The 17514-nt window shown below is 69.7% G+C and carries 16 protein-coding genes and 1 riboswitch; of the genes, 11 read left to right on the forward strand and 5 right to left on the reverse strand.

What is annotated here, in order from left to right:
* Positions 1 to 23: 23 nt before the first annotated feature.
* Positions 24 to 2144, reverse strand: coding sequence for an MMPL family transporter (locus ROP_RS31190; protein ID WP_015889986.1), 2121 nt, complete (start codon positions 2142 to 2144; stop codon positions 24 to 26).
* 92 nt (positions 2145 to 2236) lie between these two features.
* Positions 2237 to 2379, forward strand: a riboswitch (cobalamin riboswitch).
* Positions 2380 to 2475: 96 nt separating this feature from the next.
* On the opposite strand from ROP_RS31190, the gene ROP_RS31195 reads away from it, so the two are divergent.
* The 7 genes from ROP_RS31195 (at position 2476) to ROP_RS31225 (ending at position 10676) form a co-directional block, all read left to right on the forward strand.
* Positions 2476 to 3471, forward strand: coding sequence for an ABC transporter substrate-binding protein (locus tag ROP_RS31195; RefSeq protein WP_043826895.1), 996 nt, complete (start codon positions 2476 to 2478; stop codon positions 3469 to 3471).
* Positions 3468 to 4556, forward strand: a complete 1089-nt coding sequence (locus ROP_RS31200) for a FecCD family ABC transporter permease (RefSeq protein ID WP_015889988.1) — start codon at positions 3468 to 3470, stop codon at positions 4554 to 4556. The genes ROP_RS31195 and ROP_RS31200 overlap by 4 nt, the downstream gene beginning before the upstream one ends.
* Entirely contained in the window at positions 4553 to 5329 is a 777-nt protein-coding gene (locus ROP_RS31205) for an ABC transporter ATP-binding protein (protein WP_015889989.1), read from the forward strand. Before ROP_RS31200 ends, ROP_RS31205 begins: the two co-directional genes overlap by 4 nt.
* Complete coding sequence (locus ROP_RS31210; protein ID WP_015889990.1) at positions 5322 to 6065, forward strand: (2Fe-2S)-binding protein; 744 nt, start codon at positions 5322 to 5324, stop codon at positions 6063 to 6065. The genes ROP_RS31205 and ROP_RS31210 overlap by 8 nt, the downstream gene beginning before the upstream one ends.
* A 133-nt stretch (positions 6066 to 6198) precedes the next feature.
* Positions 6199 to 9453 carry an error-prone DNA polymerase gene (locus tag ROP_RS31215; RefSeq protein ID WP_015889991.1) on the forward strand — a complete coding sequence of 1085 codons (3255 nt, stop codon included), beginning with the start codon at positions 6199 to 6201 and terminating at the stop codon, positions 9451 to 9453.
* A gap of 24 nt (positions 9454 to 9477) precedes the next feature.
* Positions 9478 to 10371, forward strand: a complete 894-nt coding sequence (locus tag ROP_RS31220; RefSeq protein ID WP_015889992.1) for a DUF4349 domain-containing protein — start codon at positions 9478 to 9480, stop codon at positions 10369 to 10371.
* A complete protein-coding gene (locus tag ROP_RS31225) occupies positions 10368 to 10676 on the forward strand; it encodes a rhodanese-like domain-containing protein (protein WP_015889993.1) in 309 nt (102 codons plus the stop codon). The genes ROP_RS31220 and ROP_RS31225 overlap by 4 nt, the downstream gene beginning before the upstream one ends.
* Positions 10677 to 10683: 7 nt before the next feature.
* Here ROP_RS31225 and ROP_RS31230 read toward each other — a convergent pair whose 3' ends face one another.
* On the reverse strand, positions 10684 to 11727 hold the full coding sequence (locus ROP_RS31230; RefSeq protein ID WP_043825682.1) for a TDT family transporter: 1044 nt from the start codon (positions 11725 to 11727) through the stop codon (positions 10684 to 10686).
* A gap of 89 nt (positions 11728 to 11816) precedes the next feature.
* On the opposite strand from ROP_RS31230, the gene ROP_RS31235 reads away from it, so the two are divergent.
* On the forward strand, positions 11817 to 12761 hold the full coding sequence (locus ROP_RS31235; protein WP_015889995.1) for a LysR family transcriptional regulator: 945 nt from the start codon (positions 11817 to 11819) through the stop codon (positions 12759 to 12761).
* On the opposite strand, the gene ROP_RS31240 is transcribed toward ROP_RS31235, so the two are convergent.
* The gene (locus ROP_RS31240; RefSeq protein ID WP_015889996.1) at positions 12742 to 13209 is read right to left on the reverse strand and encodes a tRNA (cytidine(34)-2'-O)-methyltransferase; all 468 of its coding nucleotides are present in this window, start codon (positions 13207 to 13209) and stop codon (positions 12742 to 12744) included. The genes ROP_RS31235 and ROP_RS31240 overlap by 20 nt on opposite strands.
* A gap of 43 nt (positions 13210 to 13252) precedes the next feature.
* Between ROP_RS31240 and ROP_RS31245 the strand changes: the two genes are divergently transcribed.
* Genes ROP_RS31245 through ROP_RS31255 form a run of 3 tightly spaced genes read left to right on the forward strand, consistent with a single transcriptional unit; the run spans position 13253 to position 15062 of the window.
* The gene (locus ROP_RS31245; protein WP_015889997.1) at positions 13253 to 13858 is read left to right on the forward strand and encodes a pentapeptide repeat-containing protein; all 606 of its coding nucleotides are present in this window, start codon (positions 13253 to 13255) and stop codon (positions 13856 to 13858) included.
* Positions 13859 to 13915: 57 nt separating this feature from the next.
* Positions 13916 to 14776: a bifunctional methylenetetrahydrofolate dehydrogenase/methenyltetrahydrofolate cyclohydrolase gene (locus tag ROP_RS31250; RefSeq protein WP_193384876.1), complete on the forward strand. Its 861-nt coding sequence runs from the start codon at positions 13916 to 13918 to the stop codon at positions 14774 to 14776.
* Between the two features lies 1 nt (position 14777).
* Positions 14778 to 15062, forward strand: a complete 285-nt coding sequence (locus ROP_RS31255; RefSeq protein WP_015889999.1) for a DUF3017 domain-containing protein — start codon at positions 14778 to 14780, stop codon at positions 15060 to 15062.
* Between the two features lie 30 nt (positions 15063 to 15092).
* Here ROP_RS31255 and metX read toward each other — a convergent pair whose 3' ends face one another.
* Positions 15093 to 16217 (reverse strand): homoserine O-acetyltransferase MetX, encoded by a 1125-nt coding sequence (gene metX, locus ROP_RS31260; protein WP_043825687.1) that lies wholly within the window; start codon positions 16215 to 16217, stop codon positions 15093 to 15095.
* The gene (locus ROP_RS31265; RefSeq protein WP_015890001.1) at positions 16214 to 17497 is read right to left on the reverse strand and encodes a bifunctional o-acetylhomoserine/o-acetylserine sulfhydrylase; all 1284 of its coding nucleotides are present in this window, start codon (positions 17495 to 17497) and stop codon (positions 16214 to 16216) included. Before ROP_RS31265 ends, metX begins: the two co-directional genes overlap by 4 nt.
* Positions 17498 to 17514 lie beyond the last annotated feature (17 nt).

A 17514-nucleotide genomic window follows, 5' to 3' on the forward strand; every position in this document is an offset into this window, starting at 1 on the left:
TTACTCCAAAGTAAGATGATGCACTAGTGGCCGAGACCCACCTTGGCGTGCACCTTCTTCATCCAGGCCGGAGCCCACCAGTTGGCCTCGCCCATCAGCTTCACCAGGGACGGAACGAGGAGCATCCGCACCACGGTCGCGTCGACGAGCAGCGCGACGATCATGCCCACGCCGAGGAACCGCATGATCGACAGACCGGAGATGGTAAACGCCCCGGTCACCACCACGAGCAGCAGCGCGGCGGCCGTCACGATCCGGCCCGTGCGCTCGGTGCCGAAACGCACCGCCTCCTCCGTGGTCGCGCCCGCCTCGTGCGCCTCGACCATGCGCGACATCAGGAACACCTCGTAATCGGTCGACAGGCCGAAGACCACGGCGAGTATGAGGACCACGAACGTCGCCTCGAGCGGTGCCGGACTGACCCCGAGCAGGCCCGCTCCGTGTCCGAGCTCGAAGATCCAGGTGAGCACCCCGAACGTGGCGGCGAGACTCAGCCCCGCCATCGCGACGGCCTTGATCGGCAGCACCACCGAGCCGAATGCCAGGAACAGCAGAACCAGCGTCGACCCCACCATGATCGCGATCATGACCGGCATCCAGTGCACGATCGCCGCGTTGCCGTCGTCGACGGTCGCCTGTCCGCCGCCGACGAGGAGTTCTGTCCCCTCGGGGACGGAGATGGCGCGCAGACCGTCCACCGCCGCGCTCTGATCGTCGGTGGTGACTCCCTCGGAGTAGACGGCCTGGACCGCCACCAGTTCGCCGTTCGACGCGACGACAGTGGCGGCGCCGATACCCGGCACCTGGCCGGCGGACTGGGCGACAGCGGCTCCGTCGGCGGCAGTGGGCGCGGTGCCGTCGGTGCCCCGGAGGATGAGGGTGGCGCCGTTCCCGGTGGTGGGAAATTCGGTGGTGAGAGTGTCGGTGGCGATACGGGCCGGATCGTTCTCGGGCAGCGCCGTGTACGTGACCTCGCCGAGTGACGCGCTGAGCAGGGGCGCGGCGAGGACCATCAGGCCCGCGACGATCCCGACCGCGATGGCGACCGGCCGACGCATCACCCAGGTGACGACGGAGCCCCAGAATGTGCGGGCGCGCACCTCACCGCGCTGCGCCGCATCCTTGCGCCAGGTCAGCGCGTTGATGCGGTGACCGAGGATCGCGAGCAGCGCGGGCACCGCGGTGAGGGACAGCAGCGCCGCACTCGCGACCGCGGCCATCGCCCCGAACCCGAGCGACTTGATCACGTCCTGCGGAAAGACCAGCATTCCCGAGAACGCGCACACGAGAAGCAGACCGGAGAACAGCACGGTGCGGCCCGCGGTCAGGACTGTGCGCCGGGTCGCCTCGGCCACGTCGGCGCCGGACTCGAGTTCCTCGCGGAAACGGCCGACGATGAACAGGCCGTAGTCGATCGCGAGCCCCAGGCCCAGCAGGGATGCCACGTTGATCGCGAACGAACTGACGTCGGTGAACAGTGTCAGCAGGCGCAGCGTCGCGAGGGCACTGAATATCGAGAGCAGCCCGACGAACACCGGTACGGCGGCGGCGACCAGTCCGCCGAAGATGAAGACCAGCAACACGAGAGTGATCGGGAGCGCGATCGCCTCGGCCAGCACCAGGTCCTGCTGCAGCCGGTTGTTGAACGCCACACCCACCACCGAGTTTCCGGCGAACTCGGTGTCGACGCCCTCCACCTCGAGCTTCGGGAGCAGATCGTTGAACGTGGCGGCGGTGATCCCGGCATCCGGGTCGACGGTGATCGCTGCGGACGCCTTGGTGCCGTCCCCCGACACCATCGACTGCTTCCGCGTCGCGTCCGCGGTCCAGTAGGAGTTCACCGAATACGTCGGCACCTCGGCGGCGAACCGGTCGAGACTCGCGGTGACCTGGGGGCCGATGTCGTCGAGGGTCTTCCCGTCGGGTGCGGTGTAGATGGCGATGATGTCCGGGGTCTGCGGACCCAGATTCGCCTCGACGATTCGCGCGACCTCGGCGGATTCGCTACCGGGGTCGGTGAATCCACCCGAGCTGAGCTTCGCGAACACGCCGGTGCCCCATGCACCGCTCACCAGAACGGCGAACACGGCGAGGGTCAGGACCCACCATTTGCGTGAAACAACGGTCGAGGCCCAACGTGTCATGCGTCAACTCCGGGTGGTCGGGGGCGGTCGGCTGCGACTGCCGACTGTAGTGCGGATCGAGGGATCACCGGTGGGGGTGTGACGCGGGTCCCGGCGAATCGTGCATACTCGGCAGTGCACTTGCAGCCACACGCACGGGGGAAGCCGGTCCGAATCCGGCGCTGACCCGCAACGGTAGGCCACCAGAGCATTTCGGTGGCGAGCCCGAATACCCGCCGTGTGGTGCGACATCCTTTTCGTCGTGGTCTACGAAGCGGAGTCCCGCAGGCGCGCCTCCGCGTGGGCGTCTGCCGGCTTCTCATTCGTGGCTCTGAGCCGCAATGAGGTTTACATGTACTGTCAGTCGTTCCGAAGTTCCGCCCTGGTCACGTTCGCCGTGGCCGCGCTGGTGGTCGCGGGATGTTCACGCGGGGAGTCCGTGGGGGAGACCGCTTCCACCGAATCTTTCGCCGAGCCGGTGTCCGTCACCAACTGCGCGCGAACGGAGACGTTCGACGCGCCGCCCCAGCGCATCGTCAGCATGAACGATCACGTCACCGAGGTGCTGATCGAGATGGGGGCGGGCGATCGCATCGTCGGCACGGGGTACGGCGACGCGACCCCGCTGCCGGAGTTCGCGGAACAGTTCGCGAAGATCCCGAAACTCGCGACGGAGTACCCGACCCGGGAGCAGATCCTCGACCTCGACCCCGACCTGGTGGTCGGCGGCATGCGCAGCGCGTTCGACGAGAAGGAGGGGCGATCACGCGAGTCCCTCGGGGAACAGGGCATTCCGACCTTCCTGTTCTCCGAGTACTGCGGGCAGGGCTTCCCCGACATCGGGCTGCTGCGCAGCGACTACGGCCAGCTCGGTGAGATCCTCGGTGTTCCGGACGAGGCGCGCGCCGTCAGCGACCGGGTGACGTCCGGACTGCAGGCCGTGCGGGACGAGATCGCAGGCGCCGCGCCGGTTCCGACGTTCTTCTACGATTCCGGCGAGGACGTCCCGCTGACGATCGGCGGTGTGGGTGTCGGCCAGCTCATCGCGGACCATGCGGGCGCGGCCAACCTGTTCGCCGAGGGCGAGAAGCCGTATTCGAAGTCCACGTGGGAGGTCATCGGCGAACGCGCGCCGGAGGCGATCGTCGTCCTCGACTACGGCACGACGAGTGCGCAGGCGAAGATCGACTTCCTGAAGTCGCACCCGATCATGTCGACGACGCCGGCCGTGAAAGCCGGCCGGTTCGTGGTGGTGCCGCTCGACGACTTCTTCGAGAGCCCGCGTCTGGTGCGATCGGTGGAGACGATCGCGCGGGCGCTGCATCCGGATGTCGTCGGCGCGCGGTGACGGTCACCACGGAACGGGCGGCGCCGACGGAGCGGACGGCGCACCCGGCCCGCGCACGCCTCGGTTTCGCGGGCCTGGTGCTGCTGCTCGCGCTGGCGACGCTGTTCGTCCTCGGCCTGGCGGTGTCGTTCGGTTCGGTGCGCATCCCGGTCGGTGACGTCTGGGCAATCGTCGCGCACCGGGTGGCGCCCGGCGCGTTCGACCCCTGGTGGTCGCAGGCGCGGGAATCGATCGTCGTCGACTCGCGGCTGCCGCGGGCGCTGACCGCGGCGGTCGTCGGGGCGGCGCTCGCCCTGGCCGGCGCCGTGGCGCAGGCGGTGACGCGTAATCCGCTGGCCGATCCGTATCTGCTCGGGGTGTCGTCGGGCGCGGGTTTCGGCGTGGTGGTGGTGACGGTGCTCGGCCTCGGGGTGGGGGCGCTCGGCGCGTTCACGATTCCCGTCGCGGCGTTCCTGGGCGCGATGGTGCCGCTGTTCCTGTCACTGGCGATCGGCGGCCGGTATCCGCAGCCGACCGCCGTCATCCTCGTCGGTGTCGCGTCGGCGCAGGTGTTCTCGGCTCTCATCACGTTCTCGATCCTCGTCGTCGCCGACGAGCACCAACTGAGTTCGGTGATGCACTGGCTGGCGGGCGGTTTCGGCGACTCGCGGTGGTCGACGGTGATCTTCCCGGCCGTGGCCCTCGCCACGGTGGGGGCGGCGATGATGCTGAGCGCGAGCCGCATCGACCTGCTGCAGGCCGGAGACGACGGCGCCGCCGCCCTCGGGCTGAACGTGCGGCGCTTCCGCGTCGTGCAATTGCTCGGGGTGTCGATGCTGGCCGGGGCGGCCGTGTCCGTCGCGGGCGGCATCGGCTTCATCGGACTGCTCGTGCCGCACCTGGCCGGGTACGTCGTGGGCGCCCGTGCGATCCGGTTGCTGCCCGTCGCCGCGCTGCTCGGCGCGATCGCGATGGTAGCGGCGGACACGGCCGCGCGGTCGGTCGCACGGAGCATCGAGATCCCGGTGGGCGTTGTCACCGCCCTGGTGGGTGCGCCGATCTTCGTGTGGATGCTCTACCGGCAGTATCGGAGGGTCGAGCCGTGACCGCGCTGAGTCTGCACCGCGTCCGTGCCGAACTGGGGTCGCGGGAAGTGCTGCACGGCGTCGACTTCTCCGTCCGTCCCGGTGAGGTGCTGGCGCTGGTCGGGCCCAACGGTTCCGGGAAGACCACGGCGCTGCGCTGCTGCTACCGTGCGCTCATCCCGACCGCGGGAGCCGTCGTCGTCGACGGAACGGACAGCGCCGACCTGGGCAGGCGGGAACTCGCCCGGACGATCGGCGCGAGTACCCAGGAACCGCGGGTGTCCGCGGGACTGACCGTGCGCGAATCGGTTTCGCTCGGACGCGTCCCGCACCGGGCATGGTTCGAGCGGGCGAACGGCGTCGACGGTGAGATCGTCGAGACGTGCATACGGCAGGTGGGGCTGACCGACCTCGCGGGCCGCGACGTGCAGGCACTGTCGGGTGGGGAACGCCAGCGGGTGTCGATCGCCCGGGCACTCGCCCAGCAGCCGCGGGTCCTGCTGCTCGACGAACCCACCAACCACCTCGACCTGCGGCACCAGCTGACGGTGATGAGCCTGCTGCGCGACCTCGCCGCCGACGGTCTCGCGATCGTCGTGACCATGCACGACCTCCGGCTGGCCGTGGAGTACTGCGACACGCTGGCCGTGCTGCACGATGGTCGGGTGATCAGTACCGGTCCGCCCGTCGACGTGCTGGACGACGCCGTGCTCGGCGGGGTGTTCGGCATCCGCGGCGTGGTGCGGTCCATGCCGCGGCTGTCGATGGAGATCCTGGGGCTGGCCGATGGATGAGCAACTGCGGCGCGCGTACGAGCTGACCGCCCGTCGCGTCCCGATGATCGCCGACCAGATCTCAGACCCCGGGGCAGCCGCGTTCCCGGCCGTGCGGCTGACCGATCCCGGCTGGCTCGCGGACCGGGTCGCGGACACGGCGGCCCGGTGGGGCAGCGACGATCCGCGGGTCAACGGCACCCTGTGGTGGTACTCGGCCAGCTCGACGCTGACCGGGATCCCGATCGCGACCGCGCTCGTCACGGGTGTCGCCGCCAGTCCGAGGCTCGGCGACGCCGTGGCATTCGTGCGGGACGACGGGTACCTCGGCGGCCTCACCGCCTCGTCGGGGCTGCCGGTCGCCGGGGGACTGTCCGACTTGGCGTCGGAGATGGCCGCGGCACTGACGCCGATCGTCGACGCCCTCGCCGCCGCATCCGGGGTACGCCGCGCCGCGATGTGGGCGATCACCACGGATTCGATCGCCAACCGGGCCCTCGACGCCGGTGCCGCGTGCGGCGACCGCGTCCGCGGCAGCATCTTCGCCCGGGGTCTGGTGGACGCACTCCGCCGCGCCGGTGTCGTGTTGCCGGACCCGCGGTTCGTCGACGTCCGGGCCGGCGCGCTGTCGCGCCGGTTCACACAGCGGGCGTCGTGCTGCCTGATCTACGAGACGCCCGGGTCCGGCAAGTGCGTGAGCTGCCCGCGAAGACCTGCCGACGACCGATTGAGAGGCCTGGCCGCACTCGTGATGTGACCCGCATTGACCTGCCCGGGCGAGCGATGGCAGACTGAATCAATCGAACGCCAGTTCGAGCGATGCGCCTTCCCCAGCGGCATCTTCCATGGTCTCGGCACTGCACGTGCCCGGCATGAAGAGGTGTAGCCAGATGGGTTGGGGAAACGGCCCGCCGACGTGGTCCGAGATGGAACGCGTCCTGTCGGGCAGGCCGGGGCGGGTCGACCCGGAGTCGCTGTACCCCGGCGACGGCGGCGACAGTCCCGCGTGGTCGCGTAAACGGGGGGAGTACCGGGCGGGTCGTCAGGAGCGTTCCGGTTCCACCGTGCCGTACGCCGAACTGCACGCGCACTCGGCGTTCAGCTTCCTCGACGGCGCCTCCCCGCCGGAAGAGCTGGTGGAGGAGGCCGTCCGGCTCGGGCTCGAGGCCATCGCGCTCACCGACCACGACGGGTTCTACGGTGTGGTCCGGTTCGCGGAGGCGGCGAAGGAACTGAACATGCGCACCGTGTTCGGGTCCGAACTGTCGTTGGACGACGCGCACCTGCTGGTGCTGGCGCGAGGTCAGGAGGGGTACCGGCGGCTCTCCCGGGAGATCGCGGCGGCGCATCTCGCGGGAGGGGAGAAGGGCAGACTCCGCTACGACCTCGACCGTCTCGCCGACGCGGCCGGGGGGCACTGGCAGATCCTGACCGGCTGCCGGAAGGGGCATGTGCGTCAGGCGCTCGCCGACGGTGGTCCGGACGCCGCGGCGGCCCGGCTACGGGACCTGATCGACCGATTCGGGGCCGACCGGGTCACGGTGGAGCTCACCCATCACGGCGTCGCGGAGGACGCCGAGCGCAATGCCTGCCTCGCCGAACTCGCACAGCGGCACGGACTTCGGGTGATCGCGTCCACGGCGGCACACTTCGCGGGACCGCCACGAAGGCGGCTGGCCATGGCGATGGCCGCCGTCCGGGCCCGTCAGAGCCTCGACGACGCGGCCGGCTACCTGGCGCCCGCCGGGGGAGCGCACCTGCGGTCCGGCGAGGAGATGGCGCATCTGTTCGCCGCGTACCCGGACGCCGTCCGCGGTGCCGCGGAACTCGGCCTGGAGTGTGCGTTCGACCTGCGGCTCATCGCGCCGCAACTGCCCCCGTTCGACGTTCCCGACGGGCACACCGAGGCGAGCTGGCTGCGACAGCTCACGATGGACGGGGCGCGGCGCCGTTACGGTGCGCCCGCGGACCGGCCGGAGGCCTACCGGCAGATCGAGCACGAACTGGGCATCATCACCGGGCTGAATTTCCCGGGTTACTTCCTGGTGGTCCACGACATCGTGTCGTTCTGCAAGAACAACGACATCCTCTGCCAGGGAAGGGGTTCGGCGGCCAACTCCGCCGTCTGCTACGCCATCGGCATCACCAACGTGGATCCCGTCCGCAACAAGCTGCTGTTCGAACGTTTCCTCTCGCCCGAACGCGACGGGCCCCCGGACATCGACGTCGACATCGAATCCGACCGCCGGGAGGAGGCCATCCAGCACGTCTACACCAAGTACGGACGCCAGTACGCGGCGCAGGTCGCGAACGTCATCACGTACCGCGGAAAGTCCTCGGTGCGGGACATGGCGCGGGCGTTGGGCTTCTCGCAGGGGCAGCAGGACGCGTGGAGCAAGCAGGTCAGCCGCTGGGGTGGGATCGGGAAGGAGGCCGGCACCGACATTCCGCCCGCCGTCCTCGAACTGGCCGCTCAGATCGAGGGGTTTCCGCGGCACCTCGGCATCCACTCGGGTGGCATGGTGATCTGCGACCGGCCGATCGCCGACGTGTGCCCGGTGGAGTGGGCGCGCATGGCGAATCGCAGTGTTCTGCAGTGGGACAAGGACGATTGCGCTGCGGTGGGTCTGGTGAAATTCGACATGCTGGGCCTCGGCATGCTCTCCGCGCTGCACTACATGATCGACCTGGTGGCCGAGCACAAGGGGATCGAGGTGGATCTGGCGCAGCTGGACCTCTCCGAGGAGGCCGTCTACGAAATGTTGCAGCGGGCGGACTCGGTGGGGGTGTTCCAGGTGGAGTCGCGGGCCCAGATGGCGACCCTGCCGAGGCTGAAACCGCGGAACTTCTACGACCTGGTGGTGGAGGTGGCGCTCATCCGCCCCGGTCCGATCCAGGGCGGATCGGTGCACCCGTACATCCGGCGCCGCAACAAGCTCGAACCGGTGACCTACGACCATCCGTCCCTGGAGAAGGCGCTGAAGCGGACGCTGGGTGTGCCGCTGTTCCAGGAACAGTTGATGCAGATGGCGGTCGACGTGGCGGGGTTCAGCCCGGCCGAGGCCGACCAGCTCCGCCGGGCCATGGGGTCCAAACGGTCGCCCGAGAAGATGGAACGGCTGCGGGGACGGTTCTACCAGGGCATGCGGGAGCTGCACGGGATCGGGGGCGACGTGGCCGACCGGATCTACGAGAAGCTGTTCGCTTTCGCGAATTTCGGTTTCCCCGAAAGTCATTCGCAGAGTTTCGCGGCCCTGGTGTTCTATTCGTCGTGGTTCAAGCTGCATCATCCGGCGGCGTTCTGCGCCGGTCTGCTGCGGGCGCAGCCGATGGGGTTCTACTCGCCGCAGTCGCTGGTGGCCGACGCCCGCAGGCACGGGGTGCGGGTGCACGGCGCGGACGTCAATGCGAGCCTCGCGCACGCCACCGTCGAGGCGGGCGGGACGGAGGTGCGGCTCGGGCTCGGCGAGGTGCGGCACATCGGGACCGCGCTGGCCGAGCGGATCGTCGACTCCCGCGGCGACGGCGGGCCGTACACGTCGTTCCTCGACCTCACCGGCCGGGTGGAACTGAGCACGGCGCAAGCCGAATCGCTGGCCACCGCAGGTGCTCTCGACAGTTTCGGGTTGTCCCGGCGGGAGGCGTTGTGGGCGGCGGGCGCCGCGGCGGGGGAACGCCGCGACCGGCTGCCGGGGATCGGGGCGTCCACCCGCGCGCCGACCCTGCCGGGGATGAGCGATCTCGAACTGGCCGCGGCGGACGTGTGGGCCACCGGGGTGTCGCCGGACACGTATCCCACCGAGTTCCTGCGCCCGCAACTCGACGCGCTCGGGGTGATCCCGGCGGCGCACCTGCTCGACGTTCCCGACGGCGACCGGGTTCTGGTGGGTGGGGCGGTGACGCACCGGCAGCGCCCGGCGACGGCGGCAGGGGTCACGTTCATCAATCTCGAGGACGAGACCGGGATGGTCAACGTCGTCTGTTCGGTGGGGTTGTGGGCGAAGTACCGCAAACTCGCCAACACGGCGCCCGCACTGCTGGTCCGCGGCAAGGTGCAGAACGCGGAGGGCGCGGTGACGGTGGTGGCGGATCGGTTGCAGCTGATGGATTTGCGGGTCTCCGCAAAATCCAGGGACTTCCGATGAGCCCCGCACCGCTAGCATCTGGTCATGAGGAGATACGTCTTGTCGGCGATCGTCGTGGCCACGCTGGCGCTCGCGGGGTGTGGGGGTTCGAGCAGCGACTCCTCCCAGTCGTCGCCCGCCCCCTCTCCCGGGGGTGCCAGTCAGATGGAAATCGGTGGCGCGGTACAGCAACCCGCGAAGGATCAGGCGCCCACCGAGCGTCAGGAGATCATCACCGGTCAGGTCGCGCTCACCGCGGGCGACCCGGTGGCCGTCGGCAGGCAGATCGTGGACAAGGTCGACGAGCTGGGCGGGCGCGTCGACCAGCTCACCGAACAGCCGGGCTCCGACGACCAGGACGCGAGCAGTTCCCTGACCATCCGGGTGCCCGCCGACTCGCTCACACGGACGTTGGACGATCTGCGCGAGTTGGGCAAGGTCACCAGCGTCAGCGTCACCAAGAGCGATGTGACGATGCAGTCGCAGGATCTCGACGCCCGGATCGGCGCGCTGACGGCGTCCGTCACCCGCCTGCAGGGGCTCATCACGTCGGCCGCGAACACGGCGGATCTGATCGAGGCCGAGCGCGCGCTGTCAGAACGCCAGGGGGAACTCGACAGTCTCACCGCCCAGAAGCGGTCACTGAGCGATCAGGTGGCACTGGCCACGATCACGATCGACGTCACCACCACCGAGGCCGAACGGCCGAGTACCGGTCCCGACAATTTCTGGGAAGGCGTCGTGGCGGGCTGGAACGCCCTGCTGTCGGCGATCGCGGGCGGCGCCGTGGTCGTGGGGGCGCTGATTCCCTGGTTCGGGTTCGTGGCCGTCATCGCACTGGTCGTGTACGGCGCGTACCGTCTGCGCCGGAAGTACAACAGGCCGCAGGGACCCCCGTCGGGCCCGGCGCCGGAACGAGAAGAGGCGAAGACGCAATGATCGAAGTCGACCTGAATGCCCTGGACGGCGCATTGGCGTCGGGCGCCCCCGTCATCGACGTGCGCGAGGCCGACGAGTACGCCCAGGCCCGGGTTCCGGGAGTGACGCTGATCCCGCTCAGCGAGTTCGTCGCGCGGGTGAACGAGATCCCGGACGCCGAGGTCGTCTACGTGATCTGCGCGGTCGGCGGCCGGAGCCTGCAGGCGGCGGAGTACCTGAATGCGCGGGGAATCAACGCCGTGTCGGTGGCGGGCGGGACGTCCGCGTGGATGCAGTCCGGCCGCCCCGTGGAGTCCGGCGCCTGACCTCTTTTCAGCGACTGATGCTGTAGGCGCGGACGCTGCCGCGGGCGCGGCGCACGTCCAGGTGCCCGGCGGCGTGCCGCAGCGTGTGGACCGCGACGGTGCCCCAGACGACGACCAGTGCGCACCACAGGGTCACGCCGGCGCCGACGATCACGACGGAGTCCGTCGCCAGGCCGAGCGAGTTCGCGCCCAGTGCGCAGGTGCCGACGGGGAACGTGAAGCTCCACCAGCTGGGTGTGAACGTCAACCCGCGGCGAAAGGCCCTGGCGGTCACCGTGACCACGGTCGCGAGGGCGAGAACGCCGAGAGCGCCGACGGTGGTCCCGTAGGCGACGCCCACCGCGTGCAGCCAGGCGTGGCCGGACGCCGCGCCGAGCAGATTGATCGCCGCCACCGACTGCCCGATCACGCCGAGCGGAATCCAGAGCGTCGGCACGAGCGGGGTGGCGGGGAGCCCGTTGCTCAGCAGGTGGCGGCCGACGACGACGGCGACGGTCAGTGCGGCGCTCAGCGCCAGCACGAACAACGAGTAACAGACCACCAGCATCGCGATCTGCGGTGCGCCCTCGGGGAGATGCTTGACCAGTGCGGCTCCGGAGGCAGCCGACACCATGGGCGGCACGACGGGCATGAGCCAGGACGGCACCGGTGTCACCTGGTGGGGCCGGGTCAGCCGGCGGGCCATGACGACGTAGGTGACGAGCCCGATGCCGGTCCCGATCGTCCACAGTGTGGCCGAGGCGGGGACGGCGACGTCGCCGAGAAGTGCGTGACCCGCGGATCCGGTGCCGGCGCCGACGGTCAGCACCGCCATCGACACGGCGCCGTAGAACGGGAACATCGTGTGGCTGCGCGCGTCGGCGAGGGCGTCGTCGCGGCGGCGGATCCAGTGCCGAACCAGTGCGGTCGTCAGCAGGACGAGCAGCGTCACGGCGATCAGCCAGAAGACCTCGGAGGCCGTCCGGACCACCGGAACGCCGGCCGGAAATGCGGCGGCGACGACTGCGAGGATGCCGGTGCCCATCACTGCTGCGAACCAATTCGGGGTCATACCCAGAGCTTGCCGCCGCATCGTCGTGGCCGGTAGAAGGCTTGTCGTTGAATGCCCACAAATCACGTTTGTGGGACTAGCCTTGGGTTGTGCCGCTGTCTCCCCGGGTTCCCGAACTCAGTGCCCTCGACGTCCTGTTGTCCGTCGAGCGGCTCGGAAGCATGGGTGCGGCGGGGCGCGAGCACGGCCTCAGTCAGCAGGCCGTGAGCGCGCGCGTGCGGTCGGCCGAGCGCCAGTTCGGCATCAAGGTGTTCAGCCGCGGTGCCAGCGGAGTGCAGCCCACGTCCGAGGGCGCCCTGATCCTCGAATGGGCGAGCCACATCCTCGCCACAGCGGAGGAACTGGCGTCGGGAGTCGCAGCGCTGCGCGGTGAACGGCAGGCCGGGCTGACGGTCGCGGCCAGCATGACGATCGCCGAGTACCTGGTTCCGGGGTGGACCGTCGCGATGCGGCGCAAGTACCCGAACGTGGTGACGAACGTGCGCCTGCTCAACTCGTCCGAGGTGACCGCCCGCGTGCTGTCGGGTGAGGCCGATCTCGGGTTCGTCGAGGGCCCGGACATTCCGGCGGGACTGCAGGTGCGGGAGATCGGCCGCGACCACCTGGTGGTCGTGGTGCCGCCGGAGCACGAATGGGTGCGCCGGTCGCCCATTCCGGTGTCCGAACTCGCGGCGACGCCGATGATCCAGCGGGAGTCCGGGTCCGGCACACGCACCACCCTCGAGAACGCGGTCCCGCAGTGCGTCCCGCCGTTGCTGGAGTTGACCTCGTGCACGGCGGTGAAGGCGGCGGTCGTGGCGGGCAACGCTCCGGCCGTGCTGTCCTCGCTCGCGGTCGCCGCCGACCTGACGGACGGCAGGCTCGCCTCCGTCCAGGTGGAGGGGCTGACGCTGCCGCGGCGGCTGTCCGCCGTCTGGGACCCGGTGCGCGGGGTGCAGGGTGCCGCCCGGGACTTCCTCGACATCGCCCTCGGCGCCGGCGCGGCCGCGGGGGTCGGTGCCCTGACTGCGGGAGCTACAGCGCAGCCCCGCTGAATCCGTGCTGGCGCCACGCCTCGTACGTCACCAGGGCGGCGGCGTTGGACAGGTTCAGCGACCGCCGGCCGGGCAGCATCGGGATGCGGACCCGTTCCGTGACGTGCGGGTCGGCCAGCACCTCCGCCGACAGTCCGGTGGGTTCCGGGCCGAACAGCAGAACGTCGCCCGGCCGGTACGCGATGTCGGCGTACGACACGGTGGCGTGCGCGGTGAACGCGAACACCCGCGCCGGCCCCACAGCCGCCCAGGCCGCCTCCAGGTTCTCGTGCACGGTCACCGACGCCAGGTCGTGGTAGTCGAGCCCGGCCCGCTTCAGCTTCGGCTCGGACAGGTCGAACCCGAGTGGTCCCACCAGGTGCAGTTCGCAACCGGTGCCCGCCACCATGCGGATGGCGTTGCCGGTGTTGGGTGGGATTCGGGGTTCGTGGAACATCACTCGGAACACCCGCACAGCTTAGAACCCCACCAGGGGACGGCATGATGGACGCATGGATCCGGTCGAAGAGGTGGTGGGTGAGGACTACGGCGACGCACGACTCCCCGCGCAGAACTGGCAGCGGCGGCACTACACGAAATGCAACTTCCGTGATGCCGACCTGAGTGAACTCCGCACCGAGTCGGTGATCTTCACCGAATGCGACTTCACGGGCGCCGACCTCGCCGAGTCGCACCACGTGGGGACGGCGTTCCGTTCCTGCTCGTTCACCAGAACGACGCTGTGGCACAGCGAGTTCCGCAACTGCAGCTTCCTCGGTTCGGAGTTCGACAACTGCCGGCTGCGCCCGATGGTCTTCGACGAGTGCGACTTCACGCTCGTGTCGCTGGGCGGTGCGGACCTGCGCGGACTCGATTTCACGGACTGCCGGTTCCGGGAAGCCAACCTCGTCCGGACGGATCTCCGCCGGGCCGTCCTGCGCTCGGCGGACCTGTTCGGGGCCCGCACCGGCGGCGCGAAATTGGACGGCGCGGACCTGCGCGGAGCGCACGTCGACGCGAACCTGTGGACGGCCGCCTCTCTGGACAAGGCGCAGATCGAACTCACCCAGGCCATCGCGTACGCGACGGCCAATGGGCTCGTGGTGGAACCGACCTGACACCGGTTCGCCGAACCTGCCTGACACTGGTTCTGCGAACCTGAGAGAATGGGGCACGTGACTGCAACGATCCTCGATGGCAAGGCGACCCGCGACGAGATTTTCGAAGACCTGAAGGTGCGGGTGAGCGCCCTGAAGGACAAGGGCATCACGCCCGGTCTCGGCACCGTCCTGGTGGGGGACGACCCGGGGTCGGCCGCCTACGTGCGCGGCAAGCACAACGACTGCGCGAAGGTCGGGATCACCTCGATCCGCCGCGACCTGCCCGCCGACATCACGCAGGAGAAGCTCGACGCCACCATCGACGAGCTCAACGCCAACCCGGACTGCACCGGGTACATCGTGCAGCTCCCGGTGCCGAAGCAGCTCGACGAGAACGCCGCCCTCGAGCGCATCGACCCCGACAAGGACGCCGACGGACTGCACCCGGTCAACCTGGGCCGGCTGGTGCTGGGCAAGGAAGCGCCGCTGCCGTGCACGCCGCGCGGAATCCTGCACCTGCTGCGCCGCTACGAGGTGCCGATCGAGGGGGCGCACGTCGTCGTCGTCGGCCGCGGTGTCACCGTGGGCCGCCCGATCGGCCTGCTGTTCACCCGGCGCAGCGAGAACGCCACCGTCACCCTCTGCCACACCCGTACGCGGGACCTCGCAGCGGAGGTCCGGCGCGCCGACATCGTCATCGCGGCGGCGGGTGTTCCCGGGCTGGTGACGGCCGACATGGTCAAGCCCGGCGCTGCGGTACTCGACGTGGGCGTGAGCCGCACCGAGGACGGGCTGCGCGGCGACGTGGCGGCGGACGTCGCCGAGGTCGCCGGTTTCTTGTCCCCGAACCCCGGCGGGGTCGGACCGCTGACCCGCGCGTTCCTGCTGACCAACGTCGTGGAGCGGGCAGAGCGTGTCGCAGCGTCTCTCGGCTGAGATGGCCGACTGGGGGCAATTCGCGAAGAAGAACCTGCCGATGCTCGCAGTCCTCGTCGTCATCGTGGTGGCCGTGGTGTTCGTGCTCGCGGACCGGTGGCGGCGAGGAGCATTCGTGTTCGGCGTCGCCACCCTGCTGGCGGCGGCGTTCCGGTTGACGATGCCGTCGGAGCGCGTGGGACTGCTCGCGGTGCGCAGCAGGGCCTTCGACGTGGGCGCCCTCGTGGCCGTCGGCGGCGCGATCGTGTGGCTGGCCGTGTCGATCGACCCGCTCGGAACCGATTGACGGTCCGAGCGGGCGTCGCCCGGCGCGGGGTCAGCGCCCGGCGCGTGCCAGTTGCATCGTCTCGGACAGCAGTTTCGCGACCGCGGCAGCCTCGGTGAGGAACCCGTCGTGGCCGTCCCTCGAGTTGAGGACCCGCAGACCGTCGCAGGTGGGGATGTCCTCGGCCAGATCCTCCTGCAGGCGGATCGGATACAGGCGGTCGGAATCGACGCCGCCCACGATGACGGGTGCGGTGATCGTCGCCAGCGCGGCCGCGATCCCACCGCGCCCGCGGCCCACGTCGTGCCGGTTCATGGCCTCGGACAGCAGCACGTACGTGCCCGGGTCGAACCGGCCGACCAGCTTGTCGGCCTGGTGCTGGAGGTAGCTCTCGACGGAGTACCGTCCGCCGCGCCACGGGTCCTCGCCGTCCTGCGGCGAGTTCGCGAACCGCGAGTCCAGTTCGCTCTCGGTGCGGTACGTGAGGTGCGCGATCCGGCGGGCGATGCGCAGTCCGGTCCGGGGGATCCGGCCGCTGCCGTGGTAGTCGCCGCCCAGCCAGTCGGGGTCACTGGTGATGGCCTCGATCTGGGTGGTCTGCGTGCCGATCTGGTCCGCGGTCGCGCGGGCGCCGACCGCGAGAACGAGCGCCGACGCGACCTGATCCGGGTAGGTAACGGCCCACTCGAGCGCGCGCATGCCACCCATTGATCCACCGACCACGGACGCCAGCTTCTCGATGCCCAGCAGGTCGGTGAACTTCTTCTCGGCCGCGATCTGGTCGCGGATGGTGATCTCCGGGAAACGGCTGCCCCAGGGGCGCCCGTCCTCCGCGATCGAACCGGGACCGGTGGTGCCGCGGCAGCCACCGAGAACGTTGGTTGCGACGACGCACCACTCGTCGGTGTCGATCGGCGCACCCGGGCCGACCATTCCGGTCCACCAGCCGGGGGATGGGTGCTCGTCGGTGACGGGGCCGGTGACGTGGGAGTCGCCGGTGAGGGCGTGCTCGACGAGGACCACGTTGTCGCGGTTCGGGGACAGCTCGCCCCACCGCTGTACGGCGAGGGTCACCGACGGGAGCACCGAGCCGTTCTCGAGCTCGAGCGATCCGATGTCGACGGTGCCGAGACGTCCGTCGGCCACGGGCAGGTTCTGCACTGCGCTCACTGTCAAGATGCCGCCGCCGTAATTCCGGACTCGATATCGGCGATGATGTCGTCGATCCCTTCGATGCCGACTGCCAGGCGGACCAGTCCGGGGGTGACGCCGCTGGCGGCCTGCTCCTCCGGGGTCAGCTGGGAGTGCGTGGTGGACGCCGGGTGGATCACCAGCGAGCGGACGTCGCCGATGTTCGCGACGTGGCTGTGCAGGGTGAGTGCGTTGACGAACTTCTTGCCCGCGTCGATGCCGCCGGCGAGTTCGAACGTCACGATGGCACCCGCACCCCTCGGCGCGATCTGCTTCGCCCGGTCGTGCCACGGCGACGACGGGAGCCCGGCATATCCGACGGACACGATCTCCGGCCGCGCCTCCAGGTACTGGGCGACGGCGGTCGCGTTCGACACGTGCCGCTCCATCCGCAGGCTCAGCGTCTCGAGGCCCTGCGCGATGAGGAACGCGTTGAACGGGGAGATCGCGGAACCGAGGTCGCGCAGCAATTGCACGCGCGCCTTGAGGGCGTACGCGGGCGGTCCGAGTTCGGAGTAGACGACGCCGTGGTAGCTCGGGTCCGGGGTGGTGAAGCTGCTGTGGCGGCCCTGGGTCCAGTCGAACGTGCCGCCGTCGACGATGACGCCGGCGATGGCCGTGCCGTGGCCGCCGAGGTACTTGGTGGCCGAGTGCACCACGATGTCCGCGCCGTGCTCGAGTGGGCGGATCAGGTAGGGGGTGGCCACGGTGTTGTCGACGATCAGGGGGATTCCGTGCTGGTGCGCGATCCCGGAGATTCCGGGCAGGTCGAGCACGTCGTTGCGGGGATTGGAGATGGTCTCGCCGTAGAACGCCCTCGTGTTGTCCCGGATCGCGTTCTTCCATTGCTCGAGGTCGTCGGGGTCTTCGACGAACGACACCTCGATGCCGAGCTTGGGCAGCGTGTAGTGGAAGAGGTTGTAGGTGCCGCCGTACAGGCGCGGGCTGGAGACGATGTGGTCGCCCGCCTCGGCGAGGTTCAGGATCGCGAACGTCTCAGCGGCCTGCCCGGACGCCAGGAGCAGGGCGGCGACGCCGCCTTCGAGGGCGGCGATGCGCTGCTCGACCGCGTCCTGGGTGGGGTTCATGATGCGGGTGTAGATGTTGCCGGGCTCGGCCAGACCGAACAGCGCGGCAGCGTGATCGGTGCTGTCGAACGTGTACGAGGTGGTCTGGTAGATCGGCAGCGCCCGCGCCTTGGTGGTCGCGTCGGACGTCTGCCCGGCGTGGATCTGCTTGGTCTCGAACGACCAGTTCTCGGTCATGTGCTGTCTACTCCAGT

This window comes from Rhodococcus opacus B4 (assembly GCF_000010805.1).
In the GTDB taxonomy this organism is placed as follows: Bacteria; Actinomycetota; Actinomycetes; order Mycobacteriales; family Mycobacteriaceae; genus Rhodococcus_F; species Rhodococcus_F opacus_C.

Bases quoted from the DNA above. Each gene is read 5' to 3' on its own strand.
- ROP_RS31195 (WP_043826895.1), top strand. From the start codon at position 2,476: ATGTACTGTCAGTCGTTCCGAAGTTCCGCCCTGGTCACGTTCGCCGTG.
- ROP_RS31225 (WP_015889993.1), top strand. From the start codon at position 10,368: ATGATCGAAGTCGACCTGAATGCCCTGGACGGCGCATTGGCGTCGGGC.
- ROP_RS31190 (WP_015889986.1), bottom strand. From the start codon at position 2,144: ATGACACGTTGGGCCTCGACCGTTGTTTCACGCAAATGGTGGGTCCTG.
- ROP_RS31255 (WP_015889999.1), top strand. From the start codon at position 14,778: ATGGCCGACTGGGGGCAATTCGCGAAGAAGAACCTGCCGATGCTCGCA.
- ROP_RS31215 (WP_015889991.1), top strand. From the start codon at position 6,199: ATGGGTTGGGGAAACGGCCCGCCGACGTGGTCCGAGATGGAACGCGTC.
- ROP_RS31220 (WP_015889992.1), top strand. From the start codon at position 9,478: ATGAGGAGATACGTCTTGTCGGCGATCGTCGTGGCCACGCTGGCGCTC.
- ROP_RS31265 (WP_015890001.1), bottom strand. From the start codon at position 17,497: ATGACCGAGAACTGGTCGTTCGAGACCAAGCAGATCCACGCCGGGCAG.
- ROP_RS31245 (WP_015889997.1), top strand. From the start codon at position 13,253: ATGGATCCGGTCGAAGAGGTGGTGGGTGAGGACTACGGCGACGCACGA.
- ROP_RS31210 (WP_015889990.1), top strand. From the start codon at position 5,322: ATGGATGAGCAACTGCGGCGCGCGTACGAGCTGACCGCCCGTCGCGTC.
- ROP_RS31230 (WP_043825682.1), bottom strand. From the start codon at position 11,727: ATGACCCCGAATTGGTTCGCAGCAGTGATGGGCACCGGCATCCTCGCA.